The 23161-nt window shown below is 72.3% G+C and carries 22 protein-coding genes; 15 read left to right on the top strand and 7 right to left on the bottom strand.

From position 1 onward, the window contains the following. Window positions 1–21 precede the first annotated feature (21 nt). Complete coding sequence (locus ABZ956_RS07720; RefSeq protein WP_361888468.1) at window positions 22–987, bottom strand: LysR family transcriptional regulator; 966 nt, start codon at window positions 985–987, stop codon at window positions 22–24. A 102-nt stretch (window positions 988–1089) separates the two neighbouring features. On the opposite strand from ABZ956_RS07720, the gene ABZ956_RS07725 reads away from it, so the two are divergent. The 4 genes from ABZ956_RS07725 to ABZ956_RS07740 all read left to right on the top strand — a co-directional run bounded on the left by ABZ956_RS07725 (window position 1090) and on the right by ABZ956_RS07740 (window position 5949). Then, the gene (locus tag ABZ956_RS07725) at window positions 1090–2295 is read left to right on the top strand and encodes a peptidase M6 (RefSeq protein ID WP_361888471.1); all 1206 of its coding nucleotides are present in this window, start codon (window positions 1090–1092) and stop codon (window positions 2293–2295) included. Between the two features lie 156 nt (window positions 2296–2451). Continuing rightward, window positions 2452–3204 (top strand): ABC transporter ATP-binding protein, encoded by a 753-nt coding sequence (locus ABZ956_RS07730; RefSeq protein WP_361888473.1) that lies wholly within the window; start codon window positions 2452–2454, stop codon window positions 3202–3204. Between the two features lie 5 nt (window positions 3205–3209). Continuing rightward, the gene (locus ABZ956_RS07735) at window positions 3210–4580 is read left to right on the top strand and encodes an FtsX-like permease family protein (RefSeq protein ID WP_361888476.1); all 1371 of its coding nucleotides are present in this window, start codon (window positions 3210–3212) and stop codon (window positions 4578–4580) included. Further along, a complete protein-coding gene (locus ABZ956_RS07740) occupies window positions 4573–5949 on the top strand; it encodes a sensor domain-containing protein (protein ID WP_361888478.1) in 1377 nt (458 codons plus the stop codon). Before ABZ956_RS07735 ends, ABZ956_RS07740 begins: the two co-directional genes overlap by 8 nt. Here ABZ956_RS07740 and ABZ956_RS07745 read toward each other — a convergent pair. Further along, window positions 5921–6619 carry a response regulator transcription factor gene (locus tag ABZ956_RS07745; protein WP_361888480.1) on the bottom strand — a complete coding sequence of 233 codons (699 nt, stop codon included), beginning with the start codon at window positions 6617–6619 and terminating at the stop codon, window positions 5921–5923. The genes ABZ956_RS07740 and ABZ956_RS07745 overlap by 29 nt on opposite strands. Window positions 6620–6719: 100 nt before the next feature. Between ABZ956_RS07745 and ABZ956_RS07750 the strand changes: the two genes are divergently transcribed. Then, the gene (locus ABZ956_RS07750) at window positions 6720–7319 is read left to right on the top strand and encodes an N-acetyltransferase (protein ID WP_361888482.1); all 600 of its coding nucleotides are present in this window, start codon (window positions 6720–6722) and stop codon (window positions 7317–7319) included. A 107-nt stretch (window positions 7320–7426) separates the two neighbouring features. Here the strand turns inward: ABZ956_RS07750 and ABZ956_RS07755 are convergent, their stop codons facing one another. Then, on the bottom strand, window positions 7427–7870 hold the full coding sequence (locus tag ABZ956_RS07755) for a MarR family winged helix-turn-helix transcriptional regulator (RefSeq protein ID WP_361888485.1): 444 nt from the start codon (window positions 7868–7870) through the stop codon (window positions 7427–7429). Between the two features lie 69 nt (window positions 7871–7939). On the opposite strand from ABZ956_RS07755, the gene ABZ956_RS07760 reads away from it, so the two are divergent. The 3 genes from ABZ956_RS07760 (at window position 7940) to ABZ956_RS07770 (ending at window position 11121) form a co-directional block, all read left to right on the top strand. After that, a complete protein-coding gene (locus ABZ956_RS07760) occupies window positions 7940–8347 on the top strand; it encodes a VOC family protein (RefSeq protein WP_361888487.1) in 408 nt (135 codons plus the stop codon). 600 nt (window positions 8348–8947) lie between these two features. Beyond that, a complete protein-coding gene (locus tag ABZ956_RS07765; protein WP_361888489.1) occupies window positions 8948–9568 on the top strand; it encodes a carbonic anhydrase in 621 nt (206 codons plus the stop codon). Window positions 9569–9600: 32 nt separating this feature from the next. Continuing rightward, the gene (locus ABZ956_RS07770) at window positions 9601–11121 is read left to right on the top strand and encodes a SulP family inorganic anion transporter (RefSeq protein WP_361888492.1); all 1521 of its coding nucleotides are present in this window, start codon (window positions 9601–9603) and stop codon (window positions 11119–11121) included. A 97-nt stretch (window positions 11122–11218) separates the two neighbouring features. Here ABZ956_RS07770 and ABZ956_RS07775 read toward each other — a convergent pair whose 3' ends face one another. Next, window positions 11219–12154 (bottom strand): hypothetical protein, encoded by a 936-nt coding sequence (locus ABZ956_RS07775; protein ID WP_361888495.1) that lies wholly within the window; start codon window positions 12152–12154, stop codon window positions 11219–11221. A 142-nt stretch (window positions 12155–12296) separates the two neighbouring features. Beyond that, the gene (locus tag ABZ956_RS07780; RefSeq protein ID WP_361888498.1) at window positions 12297–13970 is read right to left on the bottom strand and encodes a TIGR03767 family metallophosphoesterase; all 1674 of its coding nucleotides are present in this window, start codon (window positions 13968–13970) and stop codon (window positions 12297–12299) included. 185 nt (window positions 13971–14155) lie between these two features. Between ABZ956_RS07780 and ABZ956_RS07785 the strand changes: the two genes are divergently transcribed. From ABZ956_RS07785 to fabV, 7 genes are all read left to right on the top strand, one after another. Then, window positions 14156–15076, top strand: coding sequence for a zinc ABC transporter substrate-binding protein (locus ABZ956_RS07785; RefSeq protein ID WP_361889399.1), 921 nt, complete (start codon window positions 14156–14158; stop codon window positions 15074–15076). Further along, window positions 15073–15960 (top strand): ABC transporter ATP-binding protein, encoded by an 888-nt coding sequence (locus ABZ956_RS07790; RefSeq protein WP_361888500.1) that lies wholly within the window; start codon window positions 15073–15075, stop codon window positions 15958–15960. The genes ABZ956_RS07785 and ABZ956_RS07790 overlap by 4 nt, the downstream gene beginning before the upstream one ends. Continuing rightward, window positions 15957–16898 (top strand): metal ABC transporter permease, encoded by a 942-nt coding sequence (locus ABZ956_RS07795; RefSeq protein WP_361888503.1) that lies wholly within the window; start codon window positions 15957–15959, stop codon window positions 16896–16898. Before ABZ956_RS07790 ends, ABZ956_RS07795 begins: the two co-directional genes overlap by 4 nt. Before the next feature lie 55 nt (window positions 16899–16953). Continuing rightward, a complete protein-coding gene (locus ABZ956_RS07800) occupies window positions 16954–17262 on the top strand; it encodes a DUF1490 family protein (protein WP_361888506.1) in 309 nt (102 codons plus the stop codon). 2 nt (window positions 17263–17264) lie between these two features. Further along, on the top strand, window positions 17265–19445 hold the full coding sequence (locus ABZ956_RS07805; protein WP_361888509.1) for a cation-translocating P-type ATPase: 2181 nt from the start codon (window positions 17265–17267) through the stop codon (window positions 19443–19445). A gap of 12 nt (window positions 19446–19457) precedes the next feature. Next, window positions 19458–19751, top strand: a complete 294-nt coding sequence (locus tag ABZ956_RS07810) for a hypothetical protein (protein WP_361888511.1) — start codon at window positions 19458–19460, stop codon at window positions 19749–19751. A gap of 172 nt (window positions 19752–19923) precedes the next feature. Further along, window positions 19924–21138 (top strand): enoyl-[acyl-carrier-protein] reductase FabV, encoded by a 1215-nt coding sequence (gene fabV, locus ABZ956_RS07815; RefSeq protein ID WP_361888514.1) that lies wholly within the window; start codon window positions 19924–19926, stop codon window positions 21136–21138. A gap of 154 nt (window positions 21139–21292) precedes the next feature. Here fabV and ABZ956_RS07820 read toward each other — a convergent pair whose 3' ends face one another. Next, window positions 21293–22105: an SDR family NAD(P)-dependent oxidoreductase gene (locus tag ABZ956_RS07820; RefSeq protein ID WP_361888517.1), complete on the bottom strand. Its 813-nt coding sequence runs from the start codon at window positions 22103–22105 to the stop codon at window positions 21293–21295. A 358-nt stretch (window positions 22106–22463) separates the two neighbouring features. Next, the gene (locus ABZ956_RS07825) at window positions 22464–23099 is read right to left on the bottom strand and encodes a MerR family transcriptional regulator (RefSeq protein WP_361888520.1); all 636 of its coding nucleotides are present in this window, start codon (window positions 23097–23099) and stop codon (window positions 22464–22466) included. Between the last annotated feature and the right edge of the window lie 62 nt (window positions 23100–23161).

Genomic DNA, 23161 nt, shown 5'->3' on the forward strand with positions numbered 1-23161 from the left:
GAGTTCGGCCGAAGCCCCGGACTACCGTGCCAACTGCGCTGACCTGGGATGACGTTCACGCCACCGCGCATACACGGGGCTGCTCGCGCAGCCGGCGAGATAGCCCGCGCCGACCTTGCGCATGATCTCGTCGCCGTGCGCGGCGAGCGGTCCGTCCGCGCACCAGGCCAGCACATGGCGGTACCACAGCGGATCACCGGCCAAGGGGCGCACCGTGACGCCCGGGACCTCGATGAACGTGGCCTGGCAGAGGCTCACGGCCAGGCCCGCCCGCACGATCTCGATGAGCTGCCGGCCCTCCGCCTCGTAGGGGATCCGGGGCCTGCGGCCCGTCAGGGAGAAGGCGGAGGACCAGTACTCCCGCGTACGGTCGCTGCCGGGGCGGGGCGCCGCCCAGTCCTCCTCCACGAGCCGGCTGAGCTCCACCTCCTCCCGCGCGGCCAGCGGGTGGGCCGACGGGAGCAGGGCGAAGACGGGCGCGGTGACCAGCGGGCGCAGCTCGACGCCGTCCGGCGGGGAGAGCTCCTGGCCGGGATGGTCGCCGAGGACCGCCGCCTCCAGGCGCCCCGCCGCGAGGTCCTCGAGCAGCGGCGCCGGGCACGGCCCGCAGCGCGCGGTCACCTCGGCCCCGGGCAGCGACGCGCGGATCGCCAGGAGCAGATGGCCCAGCAGGGGAGCACCCACCGAGCCGACGCGGACCCGGTGGGGCGCGTCGAGGTGGCGGGTCACGCGGGAGGCGTCGGCCAGCAGGCCGTCGACGCCCGGCAGGATGGCCCGCGCCCGCGCCAGCACCAGCTCTCCGAACCCCGTGGGCACCACGCCCGCCTGGCGGCGGTCGAAGAGCGCCCCGCCGAGCATGGTCTCGATGCGCCGCAGCTGGGCGCTGAGCGCCGGCTGGGACATGCTCAACGCCGTCGCCGCGCGGGTCAGGCTGCCGGCGTCCTCGATCGCGCACACCACTCGCAGATGGCGTAGTTCAAGATCCATAGCGCGGATGTTATGAACCGGCGTGAGCTTCCCGACAGGGCGTCAAACCCCTCACTCTTATGCGATCCATCACACGCAACGGCGACGGGGGTTCGCGCGGTCATGAGAAGAATCGTTGCTTGGCGGTCGGGGCCGACGGCGCCCGCGCTGCTCTGCCTGGTGCTCACCGCCCTGCTGCTCCTGGGCACCCCGCCCGCCCGGGCCGGCACCGGCACGGCGGCGGTGGTCGGCCCGTCCGCGTGCGCCCTGCCCGGCACCACCGGCTGGACCGACGAAGGACACGGCACCGACCGGTCCGTCTTCCAGCGCTCCACCGGCACCATCAGGGTGGCCATGGTCTTCGTGGACTTCCCCGACGCGCCCGCCACCGAGTCCCCGGCCTCCGTCGGCGCCCGGATCACCCCCGGCGCGGACTGGATGTGGAACGCCTCCTACGGCAAGGTCTGGCCGTCCATCACCCCGTACCAGCGGTGGGTGCGCATGCCGCAGCGTTCCACGGACTACGGCTTCGCCCGGGGGCTGACCCACGAGACGCACGAGGCCTACCTCAAGGACGCCGTGGCGGCGGCCGACCCGTACGTCGACTTCTCCCGCCACGACATGGTCTACGTCGTCCCCACCCGTAACGCGTCGGCCATCTCCTTCAGCCCCACCTATATCTACGAGCCGGGCACGCGGGGCGTCGTCGCCGACGGCAGCCGTATGAAGTGGGCGGTGACGTTCGGCCAGGACATGTGGCGCTGGGACCAGCGGCTGGTGGGTCACGAGACCGCCCACACCTTCGGCCTCCCCGACCTCTACGCCTTCGACGCCGGTAGCGATGCCCACCGCTTCACCGGCGGCTGGGACGTGATGGGCCTGATCGGCGGCGCCGGCCCGCAGTACTTCGGCTGGCACTCGTGGAAGCTCGGCTGGACGGACGACGACCAGGTGCTCTGCCGGGCGTCCAGGGGCAGTGACACGGTCCGCCTGACAGCCGTCGCGTACCACACCGGCACCAAGATCGCCGTCATACGCACCGGCCCGACCACCGCCTACGTTGTCGAGTCCCGGCGCGCGGTCAACACGGACGCGGGGGCCCGCTCGACGGGCGCCCTCGTCTACAAGGTGGACTCCTCCGTGCCGACCGGCGAGGGCCCGGTCCGGGTGATGGACGCCCATCCCCACACCACTCCCGCGGGCGGCCGGCCGCTGGACGACGCCCCCTTCCGGGCCGGGCAGTCCTTCACGGACCACTTTGCCGGGGTCCGCGTCGAGGTCCTGAGCTCCGACGGCTCCGGCGACACCGTCCGCGTCACCAAGCGGTGATGCCGTAGCACGTGCGGTGCGTGCCCTGGATCCCCGCCGGGACGAGCCGGGGCCCGTGCGTGAGCGGCCGTCCGCCTGGAGGGTTCGGTTTTCCGCACCCCCGATCCGGGGGTGACCATGATCGTTTGTCGTGCCCCGTCCGCCGAGGATGAGGACATGGTTGAGACAGCGACAGGTATCGGGATGGGAACCGCCGCCCGGGCGGAGGACGTGCACCGTGAGTACGGGCGCGGAACTGCCGCCGTGCAGGCGTTGCGTGGCGTGTCGGTGGCCCTTGCGCCGGGGACGTTCACGGCGGTGATGGGGCCGTCGGGCTCCGGCAAGACCACCTTGCTGCACTGCCTCGCGGGGATGGACCGGCCCACGCGGGGCTCCGTCTGGTGGGGTACCACCGAGGTGTCCCGGCTGCCCGAGCGGAGGCTGGCGGAACTGCGGCGCAGCCGGGTCGGGTTCGTGTTCCAGGCGTTCAACCTGATGCCGGCGATGACGGTCGCGCAGAACGTCGAGCTTCCCGGCCGGCTGGCCGGCGAGCGGCCCGACCGGGGCCGGGTGCTGGACGCGCTCGACCGGGTGGGCCTGGCCGGACGCGAGCGGCACCGTCCCGGGCAACTGTCCGGTGGACAGCAGCAGCGGGTGGCGATCGCCCGGGCGCTGGTCTCCCGCCCGCAGGTGCTCTTCGCCGACGAGCCGACCGGAGCGCTCGACCGGGCCACCGGCCACGAGATCCTCACCCTGCTGCGCGCCGGGGTCGACCAGGACGGTACGACCTGCGTGATGGTGACCCACGACCCGGTGGCCGCCGGGTACGCGGACCGGGTGCTGCTGCTCGCCGACGGCCTGGTCGTGGACGAGCTCGACCGGCCCACCGCCGCCCAGGTCGGCGAACGCCTGAGCCGGCTGGGCGGGTGAGCGCGATGGCCTTGCTCGCTCTCGGGCAGATGCGCCGGCGCCCGGCCGCCTTCGCCGGCCTGGCGGTCGCGCTCTTCCTCGCCATCGCCACCGTGACGCTCTTCGGGATGCTGCTCGCCGCCCATGTCACCGCACCTGCGGCTGCCCGGAAAGCGGCCGCGGGGCCCGGCCTGATGGTGATCGCCGGCGCCTTCGGTGAGATCGCCGTGCTGGTCGCGTTCTTCGTCGTGGTCAACGCGCTGGGTTTCGCTCTCCGCCAGCAGCACCGCGAGCTGGCCCTGCTGCGCACCATCGCGGCGACGCCCCGTCAGGTGCGGCGGCTGGTGCGTGGCCAGGTCGTCGCGACAACATTGCTGGTGACCGTGCCGGGCTGGCTCGTCGGCGCCGCGGCGGCCCGTCGCTTCCTCGTCGAGTTGCAGCAGATGGGCATGGTGGCGCCGGGCATCGGGATACCGGGGACCCCGGTGCCGATGCCGGCCGCACTGGTCATCGTGCTCGCGGTCGGTCTGGCGGCCTCGGCCGTCGCGGCCCGCCGGATCTCCCGGATCGCGCCTGCGGCCGCCCTCACCGCGAGCTCGACCGAACACGGGCGGACGGGTGCGCCGCGCCTGCTCGCCGGGACCGGCGCGCTGGTGGGCGGCGGCCTGCTGCTGCGCCTGGCCGCGACGCGGCCGGCGGACCAATTGGACAAGGCGGGGCAGGCGGCGTTGCTCGGTTCGCTGGTGCTGCTGGTCGCGGTCGCCTTGGCGGGGCCGCTCGTGGCGCGCGTCATGGCGGCCGCGGTGGGCGCGCCCGTACGGGCTCTGGCACCCGGCGCGGGATGGCTGGCCGACGCCAACCTGCGGGGGTACGCGCGGCGGCTGTCGTCCGCGGTGGTACCGGTCGCGCTGCTCGTGGGCTTGTCGGGCACGATGCTGATCATGACAAGTACTGCCGAACACGCCGCAGGCGTGATGGCGACCGGCGTCACCTCCGCCACGGACGTCTGGCTGCGCAAGGCCGAGCTGGCGCTGCTGGTCTGCTTCGCCGCCGTCTCCACCGTCAACACCCTGGTCGCCGTGACCGCCGACCGGCGCCGCGAGTTCGCGCTGCTGCGGCTGGTCGGCGCGACCCGGTCGCAGCTGATGCGCATGCTGACGGTGGAGGCGGCGCTCACCACGGTCGTGGGTGTCCTGCTCGGTGCGGTGGTCGCGGGTGCCGCGGCGGCGGCGTTCAGCATGGCGGTGACAGGCTCGGCGGTTCCGTCCGTCCCGGTGGCTGCCTGCTGGTGGATCGTCGCGGGCGCGGCGGCGCTGACCGTCCCGGGCATCCTGGCCACGGGTCTGCGGGCCGTTCGCGGCCCGGCGGCGGAACTGGTGGGCGGTGGTCGTGACTGAGCGGGGCGGCGGGCAGGTCGCCGAGGACGCGGGCCGCCACCAGACGCCCGCCCGAACGGGCGGCCGGCCGGCGGCCGGCGCGCCGCCCGCCGACTCGCCGCCGCCGCCCGTTTCCGGTGAGCCGGCGAGGCGCCCGGACCCGGACCCGGCCAAGCGGCGGCGAAACCGTTCCGTACCGGTCGGTGAATGGGCCTTCGCCGTCGTCGGGCTGCCGCTCGCGCTGCTCGGCGGCCTCTACGCCCTCGCCGTCCTGTACGCGGGCGCGCTGCTCTCGCTCACCGTGCTCGGCCTGCCGTTCGTGGCCGCCGCCCTGAGGGGCGCGCGGGGCTTCGGCGCGCTGCACCGGCGCCTGGTCGGCCGGCTCCTCGGCGAGCACGTCGAAGAACCGGCCGGGCTGCCCCGCCCGGTGGGCCTGGTCGCCCGTGGCCGCATCGCGCTGACCGACCCGGTCGCCTGGCGGACGCTGCTCTATCTGGTGCTGCGGTTGCCGCTGGGTGTCCTCGGGTTCGCCGCCGCCGTCGCGCTTCCCCTCGGCTGCGGCTGGCTGATCGGCTTTCCGCTCTGGGTGCGCCTCCTGCAACCGGGCCCGCAGCCGGCCGCCTGGCTGCAGGCCGCCTCCGTGGTGCTGGGCCTGGTGCTGCTGTCCGCGGTACCCGGCGCCGTCCGGGTGCTGAGCGGGGCGAACCGGCGGCTCGCCCGGCTGCTGCTCGGCCCCGCCCGCGCCCAGCAGCGCGTCCGGGAGCTGGAGACCGCCCGCGCCACCCTGCTCGCGGACAACACCGACCAGCTCCGCCGCCTGGAGCGCGACCTGCACGACGGCACACAGGCCCGGCTGGTCGCCCTGGCCATCACGCTCTCGCTGACCGAGGACGCCCTCGCCCCTGCCACCGGCCCGGACCTCGGGCGGCTGCGCACCCTGGTGGACCGCGCCCGAGGCCAGACCGACGACACCATCACCGAGCTGCGGCGGCTCACCCGGGGCATCCACCCCGTGGCACTGGACGGCGGCCTCGGCGAGGCGCTGCCGGGGCTCACCACCACCTCGCCGGTGCCGGTCACCGTCCGTCTGGAGCTGCGCGAACGCCCCGATCAAGCGGTCGAACGGGCCGTCTACTTCTGCGCCGCCGAGCTGCTCACCAACGTCGCCAAGCACAGTGGTGCCCGCTCTGCCGAACTCACAGCGAGCGCGGCCGACGGCCGGGTCCGCCTGATGGTGCGCGACGACGGCCGCGGTGGCGCGGCGCTCGGCGTCGGCACCGGCCTGACCGGTCTGGCCGAGCGGCTCGCGGCGGTGGACGGCGTCCTTCAGGTCGACAGCCCGTCCGGCGGGCCCACCGTGGTCACCGCCGAGCTGCCGGCGCGCCTGTGACGGACCGGCTGCCGCTTTCCCCCAGATAGGTGAGGACGGCCTTCACCCGCCGGTTGTCCGTGTCCGTCGCCCGCAGACCGAACTTGGTGAAGACAGCGGCGACATGCTTCTCCACCGCCCGCTCCGACACCGCCAGCAGCGCGGCGATGGAGCGGTTGGAGTGCCCCTGCGCCATCAGCTCCAGCACCTCGCGCTCGCGCGGCGTCAGGGTGCCCACCGGGCTGCGCGGCCCCCCACGCATCAGCTGGGTGACCACCTCCGGGTCGAGCGCCGTGCCCCCACCGGCGACCCGGTGCAACGCGTCCACGAACTCGGAGGTACGGGCGACCCGTTCCTTCAGCAGGTACCCGATCCCCGCCGCGCCGCCCGCCAGCAGCCGGGACGCCCAGGCCGTCTCGACGTGCTGGGAGAAGACCAGGATGCCGACCTCGGGTGCCTTCGCCCGGATCTCGACGGCGGCGCGGATGCCCTCGTCGGTGTGTGTGGGCGGCATCCGGATGTCCACCACGGCTACGTGGGGCCGGTGCTCGACGACAGCGCTGAGCAGCTCGGCCGCCGTCCCGGCGGTGGCCACCACCTCGCATCCCCGGACGCCGAGCAGCTCGACCATGCCGTCACGTAGAACGACGGAATCCTCGGCCAGTACCACGCGCAGATGCTTGTTGATCACGACGCCATTATCCGGCCCGGCTGACGACCGTCGTCGCCCGGTGCTTCAGCGAGGCTTGAGCGCGGGTCTCAGCCGAGCCGAGCCGAGTAGGCTCCCCGTCATGAATGCGGCCACGACCAGCGGTGGGACCACCGAGCTCGCCGTCCTCGACGCCATTGAGCTGACCTCCCGTCCGCACGGGGAGGCCCGGTTGGCGGAATCGGCCCACCGCATCCTGGCGGACTTGGTGACCGGGGGTGCCGCACTGGGCTGGGTCGACCCGCCCTCACAGGATGAGGTGGCAGCCCTCCTCGGCCAGGTGATCTCCGCGGTGAAGGCCGGAGACGCGGCCCTGCGTGCCGCCTACCTCGGCCGACGGCTCGTCGGGTTGGGATACTGGCTCCGCTACGCCCGACCGACCCATCGGCCCCACGCCGACCTGGAGAAGATCGCGGTGGATGCCGCCGCCCAGGGCCGTGGCACCGGTCGGGCGCTGACCGCCGCCCTGGTCGCTGACGCCCAGGAGGCGGGCATCGAGGTCCTCACCCTGGACGCCCGTGGCGACAACGCCGGTGCCCTGCACCTCTACCGGTCGCTGGGCTTCACCGAATACGGCCGTCTCCCCGAGTTCGTCGCCGTCGGTGAACACCGCTACGACAAGGTCTTCTACATGCTGGACCTCCGCCGACAAGGCAGCCCGCCACCACGGAGGACAGGCTGACAGCCACCCGCTGACGCCCTGTCGACCCCCGTACCGCTCCTGCCCCGGTCGCTCGGCCTCGACCGCCGCCACCATCCCGCAGCGGGCACGGTCACCCGCCGGCACGCTCAGCGCAGAGCGTCGTGGACGCGCAGCAGCAGGCGGCGCAGAGCCACCTGGTCGTCCGGGTCCAGCGGGGCCAGCAGTTCGGCCTCGACCGCCTCGGCCTCAGCGGTCAGTTCGGCGAGGACCGCGCGCCCACGCTCGGTCAGGGCAACCGTCACCCGGCGGCGGTCGGCGGCATCGCGGGTGCGGTCGACCCAGTCCCGACGGGCCAGGTCGTCGAGGACCTTTGCCATGTCGCTGGGGTGAACGGCGAGGCGAGAGGCGAGGCTTCGCTGGACCTGCGGTCCGTGGTCGGCCAGCGAGGCGAGCGCCGCCATGTGCCACAGCCGCAGGCCGCGCGCCGCCAGGCGGTCGGCGACCAGGCCGCGGGCGGCCTTGCCCACCTTGGACAGCAGGTAGGGCGTGAGCATCGTCAGGCTGGGCGGGCTTTCCTGAGGGGCGGGCATGAGGTAATCATAGGGCCACACCAATCATAGGTGTCACCCTATTAATGTGCCGACGATGGGACTGCCGCCATGGACGCCCTCCACCCCCGCCTCCTGGTGAACCGCTTCGACGAAGCCTTCCGCTTCTACGACGCCACGCTGCCCGCCGTCCTCGGTGCCACTCGGACCGCGGGCAGCGCCGAAGGCCCGTACGCGAGCTGGGACGTGGGTGCCGAAGGCGTCCTCGCGCTGTTCGACCGAGCGGCGATGGCCTCGTCGGTCGGGCTCGACGGCACCGCGGGCGGCGACGGGATGATGCTGGTGAGCCGGGTCGCCGACGTGGACGCCGCCTTCGCGCGGTGCGTCGCGCACGGCGCGACGGCCGTCGCGGCCCCCGCCGACCGCCCCGAGTGGGGCCCAGGACTGCGCACGGCGCACGTCCGCACCCCCGAAGGCACACTGTGGGAGCTCCAGTCCTACCCGGGCGCCATCCGCTGAACTTCGCCGCCACGGACAAGTGCCTTGATATCAAGAAAGCCTTACCCCTCGGATGTCGGGGAGGCGAGACGAAGAGAGTCAGAAAAGCGTCAGCGGTATCGAAATGCCCCCTTGATGTCCCACATATGAGGGGAGAGAGAAGCGCGTCGGGTGTGGTCGGCGGGACGGGTCTCTCAGCAGAGCCTCGATCGCCGACGAACGATGCTGAATACACCAATTTCTCGGCAAGTTGAGGTCGCTACCTCGAACTCCCGCCACCCCATGCCCGATTGCGCAAGATCCGGCAGGTTCCTGCCTGCCTCCGGGAGACTAGGCGGAATGTGTAATTCCGTCAGGATGGCCATCCAATTGGTTCGATTCGGAACCAACTCAACCGACCGCTGACTATTTCTGTCAACATTCTGACGGTATTTTAATCCTGTCGGCTGGCGGTAATACGCTGGTAAAGTATTGGTTGTGGCTCTCTCAAGGGGAGCCGCATGGCGTGGCGTGCCCTGAGGCGCTGCTGCCCGGCACTTGCCGCCACGTTCACAGCTCCTTGACCGACCCGACCACACCGTGCCCCCGCTGCAAACGCAGAGGTGCAGGAGGCAGGCCATCATGAAGTCACTGATCGACAACGCCCGATCCTTCGCGGTCACGCACGTGGCCGATCCGCAGCACATCAAGGCATTCCGAGCCCTGGAAGCCGGACAGTCCCCGGAAGTGTTGTTCATCTCGTGCTCCGACTCGCGCGTCGTTCCGGCGCTGATCACCGGTGCGCGCCCGGGCGAGCTCTTCGAACTGCGCACCGCGGGCAATGTCGTGCCCCTCTACCCGGACGACAACCGTCCCACCGGCGAGGCGGCCACGATCGAGTACGCCGTCCGTGTGCTCGGCGTCCGTGACATCGTCGTCTGCGGACACTCGCATTGTGGTGCCGTGGGCGCCGTCGTCCGCAGCGACGACCTCTCGGCCGTGCCCGCTGTCCGCGGCTGGCTGGAGGAGGCTGTGCCACGGCACGCACCCGTCCGCTCGGTGACCGAGGTCTCGCCCGACGTCGCGGAGGCCGTCCAGGCGCACGCCGTGGCGCAGTTGGAGACGCTGCGGAGCTACCCCTGTGTCAAGGAGCGGCTGGAGGAGGGAATTCTCGGCCTCCACGCCTGGTACTACGAAGTGCACACGGGTGCCGTCAGCGTGCACCGGCCCGAAGAAGGCCACCTGTCGTTCGGACCTCTGTGACCGGCTGACACGAAGACCAAGGGACCTCACCCATGTACTCAGCCATCTCCGCCTTCAAGCACCCGGCCGTCCTACGTCAGGACGTGCTCGCCTCGCTCGTCGTCTTCCTCGTGGCCCTGCCGTTGTGCGTCGGCGTGGCCGTGGCATCGGGCGTACCCGCCGAACTCGGCCTGATCACCGGCATAGTCGGGGGGCTGGTGGTCGGCTTCATGCCCGGCAGTGCCCTACAGGTCAGCGGTCCCGCCGCCGGCCTGACCGTGCTCGTCTTCGAGGCCGTCCGCGAGTTCGGCCTGGGCATGCTCGGTACCATCGTGCTCGTCACGGGACTGCTCCAGATCGGCCTGGGCCTGCTGCGGTTCGGCCGCTGGTTCCGCGCGATCTCCGTCTCGGTCGTGCAGGGCATGCTGGCCGGCATCGGGCTCGTCCTGATCTTCGGTCAGCTCTACACGATGGCCGGGATCAAGCAGCCGCGATCAGGGCTGGACAAGATCCTCGGCGTGCCGAAGCTGGCCGCCGACATCGCCACCAGCCGCACCGCCCTGACCGCCTTCGCGATCGGCCTCGGCACCATCGCCGTACTCGTGCTGTGGCAGAAACTGCCCGCCAAGGCCCGGCTGGTGCCCGCGCCGCTCGCCGCCGTGGCCCTGGCCACGGTCGTCTCCGCGGCCGGTGGCCTGGGCATCGCCAACGTCAAGGTGCAGGGACTCGCGGAGGCGATCCAGCCGCCCGCGTTCAGCGACCTGTCGCAGCTGGGCAACGTGGCCCTTCTCGGCACCATCATCGCGTTCACGCTCATCGCGTCCGCGGAGTCCCTCTTCAGCGCCGCGGCGGTCGACCGCATGCACGACGGCCCCCGCACGCACTACGACAAGGAACTGGTCGCCCAGGGTGTCGGCAACACGATGTGCGGCGTGCTCGGTGCCTTGCCGATGACCGCGGTCATCGTCCGCAGCTCCGCCAACGTCCAGGCGGGCGCGAAGACCTCGCTCTCCCGCATCCTGCACGGCGCGTGGCTGCTGCTGTTCACCGTGCTGCTGCCGGCGGCGATCGGGATCATCCCGCTCGCGGCGCTGGCCGGTGTCCTGGTGCACGCCGGCTGCAAGCTCATGCCCGTCAAGGAGATCGGCCCGTTGTGGCGGACGCACCGCGGCGAAGCGGTCATCCTCGGCGTCACGGCGATCGCCATCGTGACGACCAGCATGTTCGAGGGCGTCGTGCTCGGGCTCGTACTCGCCGTGGTGAAGTCCGCCTGGGAGACCTCGGCCGTCCATGTCGACGTCCGTGAGCTCACCGGCGGCCGCCTCGTCGTCACCCTCACGGGCAACGCCACCTTCCTCCGCCTGCCGCGCATCCTGGAGACGCTGGAGGCCATGCCGAAGGACCGGCCCCTTGAGCTGGACCTCGTGTCCGTACGCCACCTCGACCACGCCTGCCATGCGGCTCTGCACAACTGGGCCGCACGCCACAACGACGTCGGTACCGAACCGGTGCGGATGAAAGAGCCGGCCGACGAGGACGACAAGCCCTCACCGGTGGCGCCGCTGGCCGGCTGACCGGGCACACGACAAACGCCCTGCGCCGGGGTCGACCGTGGGTGAGGAGCCCCGGTCGGCCCCGCGCCGGGGGCCCCTTGTTGCCCGCTTCGACCTGTCAGCCGAAGAAGACGGAGGAGATGTCGTTGTCGAAGCCGATGGTGGCGAGGTCGGCGACGTCGCCGTTGACGACCTTGGACTTGCCCTTGCAGTTCGCCTCGGACCAGATCTTCAGGCGCCCCTGAACCTGTAGGGAAGAGGCGACGTTGTCCCGCGCGACGTTCTGGCAGCCCTTGCCCGCCAGGCCCTGGGAGGGGTCGCCGAAGGCGGCGTTGTCGAAGAGGACGACACTCGTGGCGGGCTTCTCCTGACCGGCGCCGCCCTGATCACCATTCCCGGTGGCGGCGGCCCCGCCCGCCTTCTTGCCGTCGGGAGTGACGCCGAACCACGTGCCCCCGACGCCCTGCCCCTTCGTGTCACCGGGCTTGGTGTCCTTGCTGAAGCGATAGACGGGCCAGCCCCCGACCGTGACCTGGAGCGTGCCGTCGGCCCGCCGGACGGTGCCGGCCTTCGACGTGGCCACCCCGTCGAGGAAGATCTTGCCGCCCTGTGCGACGACGACCGGAGGCCAGGTCGACGCGCACTCACCGGCGCACGTGGACTTCGACGGGTTCGCGGTGTCCTTGTCGAACCGGTAAAGGGTGAAGCCCGCGCCGTTGACCACCACCGGGTTCAGCGCACCGGCCTTGGACGCGGACAACTGCACCCACTGCTGTGCCTCGGCCTTCACCGCCGGCTTTCCGGGCTCGTTCGCCCAGTCCCCCGTCCTGGGCGGGGCGTTGTTCGCCTTCGCGGTGCCGCCGAGGAGGCTGAGGCCCTGTCCCGCGGACGGGCCGCCGTCAGCCGCCTTGCCCTGGCCGACGGCGTGGGAGCCGGAGCCGGCGGCCGCCGAGGACTCGGGCGCGGAGCTGTCGTTGTCGCCGCCGCAGGCGGTGAGCAGCAGGACTCCGGCGGTGGCCGCGGCGACGATCGTGGCAGTGCGCGTACGGTTCATGGTTGTTCCCCCAGGACATGGGCTCCGGTCCGCCCGAAGCCGTCACCAGCCCGTACGGGCCGGGGCCCGGGGCGGCCTCACCCGGTTACCTGCCCGATACACCAACGTTACGAAGTAACGGTCCGGGCGGGACGGGGCAGGCTCATGGCGTGGCCAGGAGGAGTTCCGTGTTGCGGTCCGTCGGCGTTCCGGCGAGGCCCGGGGCGGCGCCCTGGGCGTTGGCGGCGAGTTCGCGGTAGAGGGAGGCGAGGCCGGTCTGGGAGAGGTCGTGGAGGTAGGAGCGGGGTGGGGCTGCCGACTCGATCAGTGTGGTGAACAAGGACAGGGTTCCGTCGTGGTTGTCGGCGACCTCGATGACGCGGGCGAGTTGGGGGCTGTCGATGTGGGAAGCGGTACAGATCTCCCAGAAGGTCCGACGGGGGCGTATCCGGTTGCAGTGACTGTGGCCGTTGATCCAGGCAAGGACGTTGCGGTGACTGCCGAGCAGGCCGATCAGTTCGTCGCCCGAGTGGCGGGTCTCGGCGGGGCGGGCCGGGTCTGGGGTTCCGTTGTCCATGCTCCAGCTGGGGTGGTGGCTGAAGACCAGCGCGTACTGGTCCTTGTGCCGGGTCAGCGTCTCGCCGAGCCAGCGCAGCTGCCCGGAGCCGATGGACCCGTCCTTGCCGCCTCCGGGGTCGGTCGAGTCGAGGCTGATGCCGATGACGCCGTCCGCGACGGGGAACGAGTAGTAGAGGGTTTCCTCGGAGAGGTTGACGGCGGTGTAGCCGTGACCGGCGGGCCCCGGACCGACGTGGTCCGGGTCGAGATGGGCTGCCAGGTATTCCCGCATCGTGAACGGGGCCCGGCGCGGATCGGGGGTGACCGTGCGGGTCTTGAGGCCGCGGCCCAGCAGTGCCTCGATGCGGTGGCCCGCGGGGTCGGTGCCCCGTCCCTCGCCGATCATGAGCGACCTGGCCTCGTCGGGCGGGATGGTCTGCAGCTTCCGGTCTCCCGTGGCCGCGGCGGCGATGGCGTTGTGGGTCGCGGCGTAGCAACCGCCGGACAGTCCGTCGTGGTTGCCGAGGGTGGAGTACCAGGGGATGGCGAGGCCGGGGCTGCGGACCGGTTTGACGGCGGCGGTGAGAAAGCCGTCGAGTTTCGGGAATCCGGCGAGGGTGTCCAGGTCCCGGACCAGGCTTTCGGGGTGCCAGAAGAGTTCCAGGCCGCTGTTCTGGACGCCTTCGTAGTGGCCGGGGTCGCCCGTATCGGGCGTGCAGGTCCCGCCGTTCATGGCCGTGAGGAACCAGTCCAGCTCGATCGCGGCGTTGTTGTCCGTATTGTCGCCGGTGGCCATGACGAAGGACAGCGGCGCCCCGGTGGCCGGGCCGCGGCCCAGCCCGTTGACACGTTCGATGAGGGAAACGGCACCGGGCAGGGTCAGGGCCTCCTGTGGCCGCCACGCCGCCGGGCTGCCCGACCGGAAGAACTCGTAGCGCAGCGGGTGCTGGACGTCGGTGAGGTGCAGGTCGGTGAACTGGACGAAGGCGGCCAGGGGGGTGCGGCGATCGGCGCGGCCGGGTCGGGGGCTCGCGATGTCGTGGCGCACGGTGCGCGGCCACCCCGGCCCGTACGCGAGCCGCCGGTAACCCGGCCCGGCCGGCCGGGCGGCGACGGCCATGAGGGTGGTTCCGGCGGCGAACGGCTCTTCGGCGGCCATCCGCCCGTCGGCTCGCTCGGTAAATCCCGCACGGACGATTCCGCCGGCCGCCCCCAGCCCTGCGACGGCCCCGGCGAGGAAGACGCGCCGCCGGATGGCAGCGGGCGGGGATTTGGGCATTTCCAGGCCCCTTTCCGGCCATTTCGCGCCATGTCATCGTAAACGCATGCGGATCGGCTCGCTCAGGAGCGCGCACCGGCCTACGCCACGAGCCGGTGAATTCCCGGAGATCGCTCCGGTGGAAGTGATTCCGTCCCGGAGTGAGAATGAGGTGAAAACCATTTCGTTTTCCTCTGCCCGTGGAGATGCTTATGCGGGTCTCCGTATCGCTCCTGGTCCCGGCCCTCGTGGCCACGCTCGCGCTCTCGGGGTGCGAGGGTGAGCCGACGCCGGGTGGGGGCGGCGCGTCCCCCGCGGCCGTGCCCGTCGTGGCGTCCACCAACGTGTACGGGGACGTCGTACGGCAGGTCGGGGGCGACAAGGTCGACGTCGTCTCGCTCATCAGCGATCCGGCCCAGGACCCGCACTCGTACGAGGCCGGCACCCGCAACCAGCTGGCGCTGTCCCGGGCACGGGTGGTCGTCGAGAACGGCGGTGGCTATGACGACTTCGTCGGCAGGATGCTGCGGGCGGCGAACAACCCCTCGGCCGACGTGATCAACGCCGTGCGGGTCTCGGGCAGGACCGCCCCCGCGGGCGGGGAGCTCAACGAACACGTCTGGTACGACCTGCCCACGGTCGGCCGGCTGGCCGCCCGCGTCGCCGACTCGCTGGCGAAAGCCGCACCCGGCGACACTGAGCTGTTCCGGCGGAACGCCCGGGCGTTCCAGGACCGGCTGGCCGCCCTGGAAGCCGAGGAGAAGCGGATCAGGGACGGCCACGAGGGCGCCGCGGTCGCGGTCACCGAGCCGGTGCCCCTGTACCTCGTCGAGGCGTGCGGTCTGCGCGACCGTACGCCCCCGGACTTCGCCGCGGCCGTCGAGGAGGGCACGGAGGTCTCTCCGGGCAGCATGCGGCAGATGCTCGACCTGTTCACCGGCAGGCGCGTCGAGGCGCTGGTGTACAACCAGCAGACCTCAGGGCCCCAGACGGAGAAGGTCAGGCAGGCCGCGAAGGACCACGGCGTCCCCGTGGTGCCGGTGACCGAGACGCTGCCGCCCGGCCAGGGCTACGTCGACTGGATGAAGTCGACCCTCGACGAGCTAGGGAAGGCGCTGGACGCATGAGCGGCCGCCTCAGGAACCGTGCCGCGGCCGTCGCCGCGCCTGAGCGGGCCGACCCCGCCTCGCCCGTGGTCAGCCTCCGCGGTGCCTCGCTCGCCTACGGCGACCTGGTGCTGTGGCGCGACATGGACCTCGACGTGCGGCCGGGGGAGTTCCTGGCGGTGCTGGGCCCCAACGGTTCCGGGAAGACCAGCCTGCTGCGGGTCCTGCTGGGCCGGCAGCAGCCGACCGCGGGCTCGGTGACGGTCCTCGGCACGTCGCCCCACAACGGCAGCGGACAGATCGGCTACGTGCCGCAGCACAAGGCCCTGACCACCCCCACGCCGCTGCGCGCCCGGGACCTCGTACGGCTCGGGCTCGACGGCCACCGCTGGGGCCCGCCGCGCCGCACGGCCGCGGCCCGGCACCGGGTGGAGGAGCTGCTGGCCATGGTCGGCGCCACGCCGTACGCGGACGTACCCCTGGGCCGGCTGTCCGGTGGTGAGCTGCAGTGCGTCCGCGTCGCCCAGGCCCTCGCGACCGACCCGCGGCTCCTGCTCTGCGACGAACCGCTGCTCTCCCTGGACCTGCGCCACCAGCAGACGGTCACCGCACTGGTCGACCGGCGGCGGCGCTCGGCGGGCACGGCCGTCATCTTCGTCACCCACGAGATCAACCCCGTTCTGGGCCTCGCGGACCGCGTCCTGTACCTGGCCCGGGGCAGACACCGGACCGGCCCGCCCGACGAGGTGATGACCTCGGCCGCCCTGTCCCAGCTGTACGGGACACACGTCGACGTCGTGCGGGTGCGGGACCGGATCGTCGTGGTGGGCGCCCCGGACGACGGCCCAGGGCACCACCATGAGGGCGGCGGCACGCCACCCCCGAACGGCGGCCCTTCGGCATGACCGGCTCCGCGCGCCCCGGGCCGGGCGCCGTCGCACAGGTGCCCGCCGACGGCGGGCAGGACGGTGGCGTACTGGACCAGATCTTCGGCTTCGACCACTACGGCGAACTGCTGGCGCTCGCGCAGGGCTCCCTGGTCGCCGGGGCGCTGCTCGGCCTGGTCGGTGGCCTGGCCGGGGTCTTCGTCGTCATGCGGGATCTGCCGTTCGCCGTGCACGGCATCAGCGAGCTGTCGTTCGCCGGGGCGTCGGTGGCGCTGTTCCTCGGGCTGAACATCGTTGTCGGTTCCATCGTCGGTTCGCTGCTCGCGGCGGTGGCGATCGGCCTGCTGGGGGTGCGCGCCCGGGACCGGAACTCGGTCATCGGCATCATCATGCCCTTCGGCCTCGGCCTGGGCGTCCTCTTCCTGTCCCTCTACAAGGGCAGGGCGGCGAACAAGTTCGGCATCCTCACCGGCCAGATCGTCGCCGTCGCCACGCCGCAGACGGCATGGCTCGTGGGCACCTCCGCGGTGGTGCTGGCCGCGCTGGCGACGATGTGGCGGCCGCTGACCTTCGCCAGCGCCGACCCGGAGGTGGCGGCGGCCCGGGGCGTGCCCGTACGCGCCCTGTCCACGGCCTTCATGCTGGTCCTCGGCCTCGCGGTGGCCCTGTGCGTCCAGATCGTCGGAGCGCTGCTGGTCCTCTCGCTCCTGGTCACCCCGGCGGCCGCCGCCGCCCGCGTCACGGCGTCCCCCGTGCGGCTGCCGCTGCTCAGCGTCGCCTTCGCGCTGGTGTCCATGGAGGGCGGGCTCCTCCTCGCCCTCGGCGGCACCGTGCCCGTCAGCCCCTACGTCACGACGATCTCCTTCGCGATCTACCTGGGTTGCCGGCTGAAAGGCACACGCCAGGCCCGCCGGGACCTCGGCTCGCCCTCGTACGCCGGTCAGGCGCACACTTGAGGTGGAGGAGCCCATTCGAGCCCGCCCTGCACGTACACGTACGGAGGGAGGCTTCATGCACCCGGTCGCACTGGCCGGCGCCGCGGCCGGCCGTCTCGCCCACTACGCGGTCTCCGGGGTGGTGGGGGGCCTGATCATCCAGGGTGCCGCCAAGCGGCTCCCGGAGGCCAAGCCCGCCGCCAGGAAGGCTCTCGTCAGCGGCATCGCCGGCGGAATCGTCGCCGGCCGGTGGCTCGCCTCGGCCGCCGAGGACGCCCGGCTCAAGGCGGGCGACGTGCTCGCCGAGGCCCGCACCACCCTCGGTGAAGAAGCCCCGCCGCCCTCCGCCGTCGGCGTCGAGCACGACCACGGACACGAGCACTGACCATGACCGGTGTGGTCGTCCAGTCCGTGGCCGCGGGCCGCGCCCGGCTGACCGTGCCGTGGCTGCGTACCCGCCCGGGCAGCGCCGGCCAGGTCGACGCGCGACTGGCCGGGCTGACGGGCTTCCGCGCGCTGCGCGTCTTCCCGCGGACCGGAAGCGTCATCGTCTGGGTCGCCCCGGACCACCTCGACGTCGACCGCCTCGTGGCCGCCCTCGAGGAGGCCCCGCCCGCCACCGCCCCGGCGAAGGCCAGCCGGTCCCTGCCCGACTCCTCCACCGGAGAGGTCGCCCGGCTCGTCGTCGGCGGGGCGGTCCTCGCCCTCATCGGCCTGCGCCGCCTCCTGCGCCGCCCCCGCCTGTCGGTCGGCTCCTCCGGCTTCGCCGCCCTGATCACGCTCTTCACCGGCCTGCCCTTCTTCCGCGGCGCCCTGCGCTCGCTGCGCGGCCGCAGCGCGCCGGGCACCGACACACTCGTCACCGCGGCGACCGTCATCTCACTCGTCCTGCGCGAGAACGTCGTGGCGCTCACCGTGCTGTGGCTGCTGAACATCGGCGAGTTCCTGCAGACCCTCACACTGCGCCGCACCCGCCGCGCCATCGAGGAACTCCTGACCATCGGTGAGGAGCGCGTCTGGCTGGTGAAGGACGGCGTCGAGGTGGAGGTGGCGCTCGAAAGCGTCGAGGCGGGCGACGAGGTGGCCGTGTACGAACACCACCGCATCCCCGTCGACGGGGACACCGTCTCGGGCGAGGCCCTGGTGGACCAGGCGGCCATCACCGGCGAGGCGCTGCCCGTCTACGCCCGCGCCGGCTCCCACGTCTACGCCGGCACGATCGTCACGTCCGGCTCGCTCGTCGTGCGCGCCACCTCGGTGGGCCCGGACACCACCGTCGGACGCATCATCAGCCGGGTCGAGGAGGCCCAGACCGACCGGGCGCCCATCCAGACCGTGGCCACCCGCTTCACCCGGCGGTTCGTCCCCGTCTCCTTCGCCCTGTCCGCCCTGACCTTCGCCGCCACCCGCGACGCCCGGCGCGCCATGACGATGCTGCTCATCGCCTGCCCGTGCGCAGCCGGCCTGGCCACCCCGACCGCCATCAGCGCCGCCATCGGCAACGGCGCCCGCCGCGGCACCCTCATCAAGGGCGGCACCCACCTGGAGGGCATCGGCCGGGTCACCGCCGTCGTCTTCGACAAGACCGGCACCCTCACCTTCGGCAAGCCGCTCGTCACCAGCGTGGTCACGCTCAGCGACAGGTTCACCGCCGACCAGGTCCTCAGCCTGGCCGCGTCCGGCGAACTGCACGCCCTGCACCCCCTGGCCCAGGCCATCGTCGCCCGCACCGAGGCCGAACGCCTCCACATCCCCATCCACCAGGCGTGCGAGGTCGTGCTCGGCATGGGCATGCGCGCCGAACTCGACGGCACACGGCTGCTGGTCGGCAGCCCGGCCCTGCTGCGCCGGCACGGCCTGGAACTCACCGAGAACGCCCGCGACTGGACCGGACGGCTGCGCGCCGGCGGCGAGACCGTCATCTGCCTGGCCCAGGACGACGACCTCATCGGGATGCTCGGCGTCTCCGACGCCGTACGCGACGGTGCCGAGACCGTCGTGCGCCAGCTGCGCGAACTCGGCGTGGGGCGCCTGATCCTGCTCACCGGCGACGCGCCCGAGACCGCGCAGGTCGTCGCCGACGCCCTCGGCATCACCGAGGTCCACGCCCACGCCCTGCCGGAAGGCAAACTCCAGCTGATCCGCGACCTCCGGGCCGAGGGCCACACCGTGGCGATGGTCGGCGACGGCACCAACGACGCGCCCGCCCTCGCCCTCGCCGACGTCGGCATCGCCATGGGCGAGCACTCCTCCCACGTCGCCCTGGAAACCGCCGACATCGCCCTGGCCGGCAACGACCTGCGTCAGGTCGCCGCCGTCGTGGAACTCAGCCGCCACACCCTGCGCCTCGTGCGGCAGAACTACGGACTGGCCATCGGCGTCAACCTCGCCGGCCTCCTCGCCGGCGCCGGCGGCACCCTGAACCCGGTCCTCGCGGCGCTGCTCCACAACACCAGCAGCATCGCCGTCGTCGCCAACTCCGCACGCCTGGTCAACCACACGCCCCACCTGCCGCCGGTGCGGGGGGAGGTGCGGGCGGCCCCCTTCGAGGAGCACCGAGTCCGCTGAAGTGAGCCCGCCATGGTCAGTCGCCGTTTCCACCTCGACCTTGCCGGGCACTCCGTCTCGGTGCTCGTCGGCCCGCGGACGGCGCCGATCGAGGTACTGGTGGACGGCAAGGTCGTCGCCTGCGGACGCGCCGGGCGCGGCGCGGGCGTCATCTCCCTGGAAACCGAGCTGCCAGGAGAGCCGCCGCAGCCCGTGACGGTCCTGGTGAGCCGGCCCAAGCGCGACGATGCCGTCATGTGCGCCCTGCAGGCCGGCAACGACCGCTATCTGATGCCGGAGGTCCCCCTGGCCGCCGGTGCCGAATAGACCGCTGCTGCGTCTTGCCCGGCCGGAAGTGGTGGGAACGCTCCAAGACCGGCTCGTGATCATTGTTTACGGCAGGGGTCACTGCTCGCGTGGGTGCGGGCGCAGACTTGCAGGGCGCGGTGGCCCGGCCGGCCGCCGCGTCCCTGTCCCGGCCGACCTAAGGACTGCCCTCGTGAACGAGCGTGTTCTCACTCCCCGCAATCGGGGATTCCTCTTTCTCGACTCCCACCCTGCCGGGTGCGGGCAGTTGGTGGCCGACATGTGGCAGGCGTGCCCCGCCCCTGCCGGTGCGCCGGACGGTGACGGGCCGGTGGCGCTGGTCATCGGTTCCTCCGCCGGATACGGTCTCGCGGCCACGCTCGCCGGGCTCAAGCGTGCCGGTATCCGCGGTATCGGCGTGTGCTTCGAGAAGGCCCCCACCGTGCGGCGTACCGCGACGGCCGGCTGGTACCGCACCGCCGCCACCGCTGACATCGCCCGTGCTGCCGGGCGGGAGATGGTCTTCCTCAACGGCGACGCGTTCTCCGACTCGGTGAAGGACGAGGTCGCCGACCTCATCGAGCGGCGTTTCGGTGGCCGGCTGGACTACCTGATCTACTCGGTGGCCGCGCCCCGGCGTACCGACCCCGTCACCGGCGTCACCTACGCCTCGGTCCTCAAGCCGATCGGCCGGGCGAACCGCACCAAGACCCTCGTCTTCGACGACGAGGGTGTTCCCGAGGTGCGCGAGGTCGAGACCGGGCCGGCCGAGGGCGACGACGTGGAGCAGACCGTGGCCGTGATGGGCGGCGCGGACTGGGAACGCTGGATCGACCACCTCGCCGGGCGGGGCCTGCTCGCCGACAAGTTCGCCACCGCCGCGCTGTCCTACATCGGCTCGCCGCTGACGGCGGCGATCTACCGGCAGGGCACCATCGGCGCGGCCAAGGCCCACCTGGAGGCCACCGCCCGCACCCTGAACGAGCGGCTGGAGAAGACGGTGGGCGGGCGGGCCGTGACCTCCGTCAACGGCGCCGCCGTCACCCAGTCCTCCACCGCGATCCCCGGCATCGCCCTGTACACCGGCCTGCTGCGCGGCGTCCTCGGCGAGGACCTCGTCCCGCCGATCCGTCAGCTCGCCGCCCTGTGGGACCAGCTCACCGGTGCCGCCCCGCTCGCCCTGGACGACGAGGGCCGCGTCCGCCTGGACACCTTCGAACTGACCGACGGCGTCCAGGCGGCCGTTGCCGAACGCTGGGAGAGCGCCACCACGGCGACCATCGCCGACCTGGCCGACCTCGACTGGTTCCGCGCCGAGGTGCGACGCCTCTACGGATTCTCCGTGCCCGGCATCGACTACACCGCCCCGGTCGCCACCGATGTCCCCTGGCCCGGCCACACCCCCTGACACCTGGTGATGACCTGAGGTCAGGGGCAGGTCAGGCGCAGGCCTTGCTGCCGTGGTTGGCCTTCTTCTTGCGGCGGGCTCGCTTCTTACGGGCGCGCTTGGACACGGTGTCCCTCCTCCTTTCGGCAGGTCAGTAGGTCAGTAGGTCCGTAGGTCAGGCCGTCTGGGCGACGAGTTGGTCGGCGAGCTTGCACAGCCGGCGCACGGTGCGGTCCTCCAGGGCGACGGGCGCGGCTGGTGACAGGGCGGTGCGGTCGTAGTAGCCGCCGGGAACGACGTCGGTGGCGGGGTCGCACAGCCGCACGACACGCTCGGCGCCCTGCAGGGCGGAGTCGCCTTCGTGGGCGTACAGCGGCAGCAGTGCGGTGTCGCACACGCCGGGGTGCACGCTGACCGATGTCCAGGGCGCCTGCTCGCGGGCGAAGATGGTCAGCGCGAGCTGGGACTGGGCGTAGGCGGCGAGGCGGGAGTAGCGCTTGGCGCGCTGGGGGTCGTTCCAGGAGATCGATGCCGTGCGGTGCATCGAGGACGAGACGTTGACGACGCGGCTGCCGGGGCGGGCGCCGAGCGGGCCGGCGAGCTCGTGGGTGAGGAGATAGGCGGCCAGGAAATTGACCTGGAAGGAGACTTCGTTGCCGTCGGCGGTCATGGTGCGCCGCTCGGGTGCGGCGACAGCCGCGTTGTTGACCAGGACGTCGAGGACGGGGTGCTCCTCGGCGACGCGGGCGGCCATGGCGCGGACCTCGTCCAGCCGGGAGAAGTCGGCGACGACCAGGCGCAGCCGCAGGGTGTCCGCGCCGGCCGCGACCAGGCGGGCGACGGCGTCGTCGCCGGACGCCTGGTCGGGGGCGTGCAGGATGACCGTGTCCCCCCGGCCGGCGAGCAGCCGGGCGGTCTCCCAGCCGATGCCGGAGGTGGCACCGGTGACCAGCACGGTCCTGGGAGCGGGCGAGACAACAGAAGACATGGGAATCCACTCCGGGAATTCGAGCGATGCGGCAGCTGGATCCGCCCCGTGGCGGGCTGCCGTGCGAACAGAAGGCGACGTCAGCGGCAGCGCACGTGAACGTGCGCGCGGACGGGGCCGGGTGAGGTGTTGAAAGTGCGCTCAGCGCACGGGAAGTGAGCAGCGCGCGGTGCCGGGCAGCGCCGTATGAGGCGGCCGGTCGTCGTGGCGCAGGTGGCTGTTCACGAGAACCATCCAAGGCAGCCGGACGGCCCGGTGCAAGTGGCGCGCGGCTTCCCTGACGCGCCTCTGACACGTCCCCCCACTCATGGCCGATCAGTTGGAGGCACTCACCGTCGCTGTCGAGGGCGAAGGCGCCTCAGAACCGCCGGGCCGACTCCTGCGCGTGGGCCATGCGCCGCAGGCTCAGCAGTACCGGTTCGTACAGCACCGTCAGTGCGACGGCCGCCTCGATCTGCCCGGACGGGGTCGGCTGTTCCTCGACCAGGTCCAGGTCGGTGACTGCCAGTTGCGCCGCCAGCTGCCCGTACGGCAGCAGTTGCTCGGTGTCGCAGGGGTAACCGAGCCGGACCAGCGCGGCGACCGATTCGATGAGCCGCCGGCGGGCGGGGTCGAGCGTGTCCAGGCCGGGACCGGAGGACCAGCCCAGCCGTTCCAGCAGCGCCTCCACCGAGCGGCGGGCGGTCTCCACCGCCGGGTCGTCCTCGGCGGGCCCCTCGGCGGAGGGCAGCGCCCGGGTCGCCGCGCCCAGTCGCAGATGGTGGTCCAGCGACTCGTCCTCCGCGGCGGCGATCACCTCCCGCGCGGCGGCCACCGGGACGCCGCCGATCTGGATCAGGGCCCGCACCAGGCGTAGCCGCCGCAGGTGGTCCTCCCCGTACTCGGACTGGGTGGCGGAGATCCGGCGCCCGGGCTGGAGCAGCCCTTCGCGCAGGTAGTACTTGATCGTGGCGGTGGACACGCCACTGCGCTCGCTCAGCTCCGCCAGTCGCATGTCTTGCACCTTCCCTTGGGTAGTGGCACTATCCAAGCATGGATAGCGACGCTATCCAATGG

The sequence above is a fragment of the Streptomyces sp. NPDC046261 genome (assembly GCF_040646235.1).
In the GTDB taxonomy this organism is placed as follows: domain Bacteria; phylum Actinomycetota; class Actinomycetes; order Streptomycetales; family Streptomycetaceae; genus Streptomyces.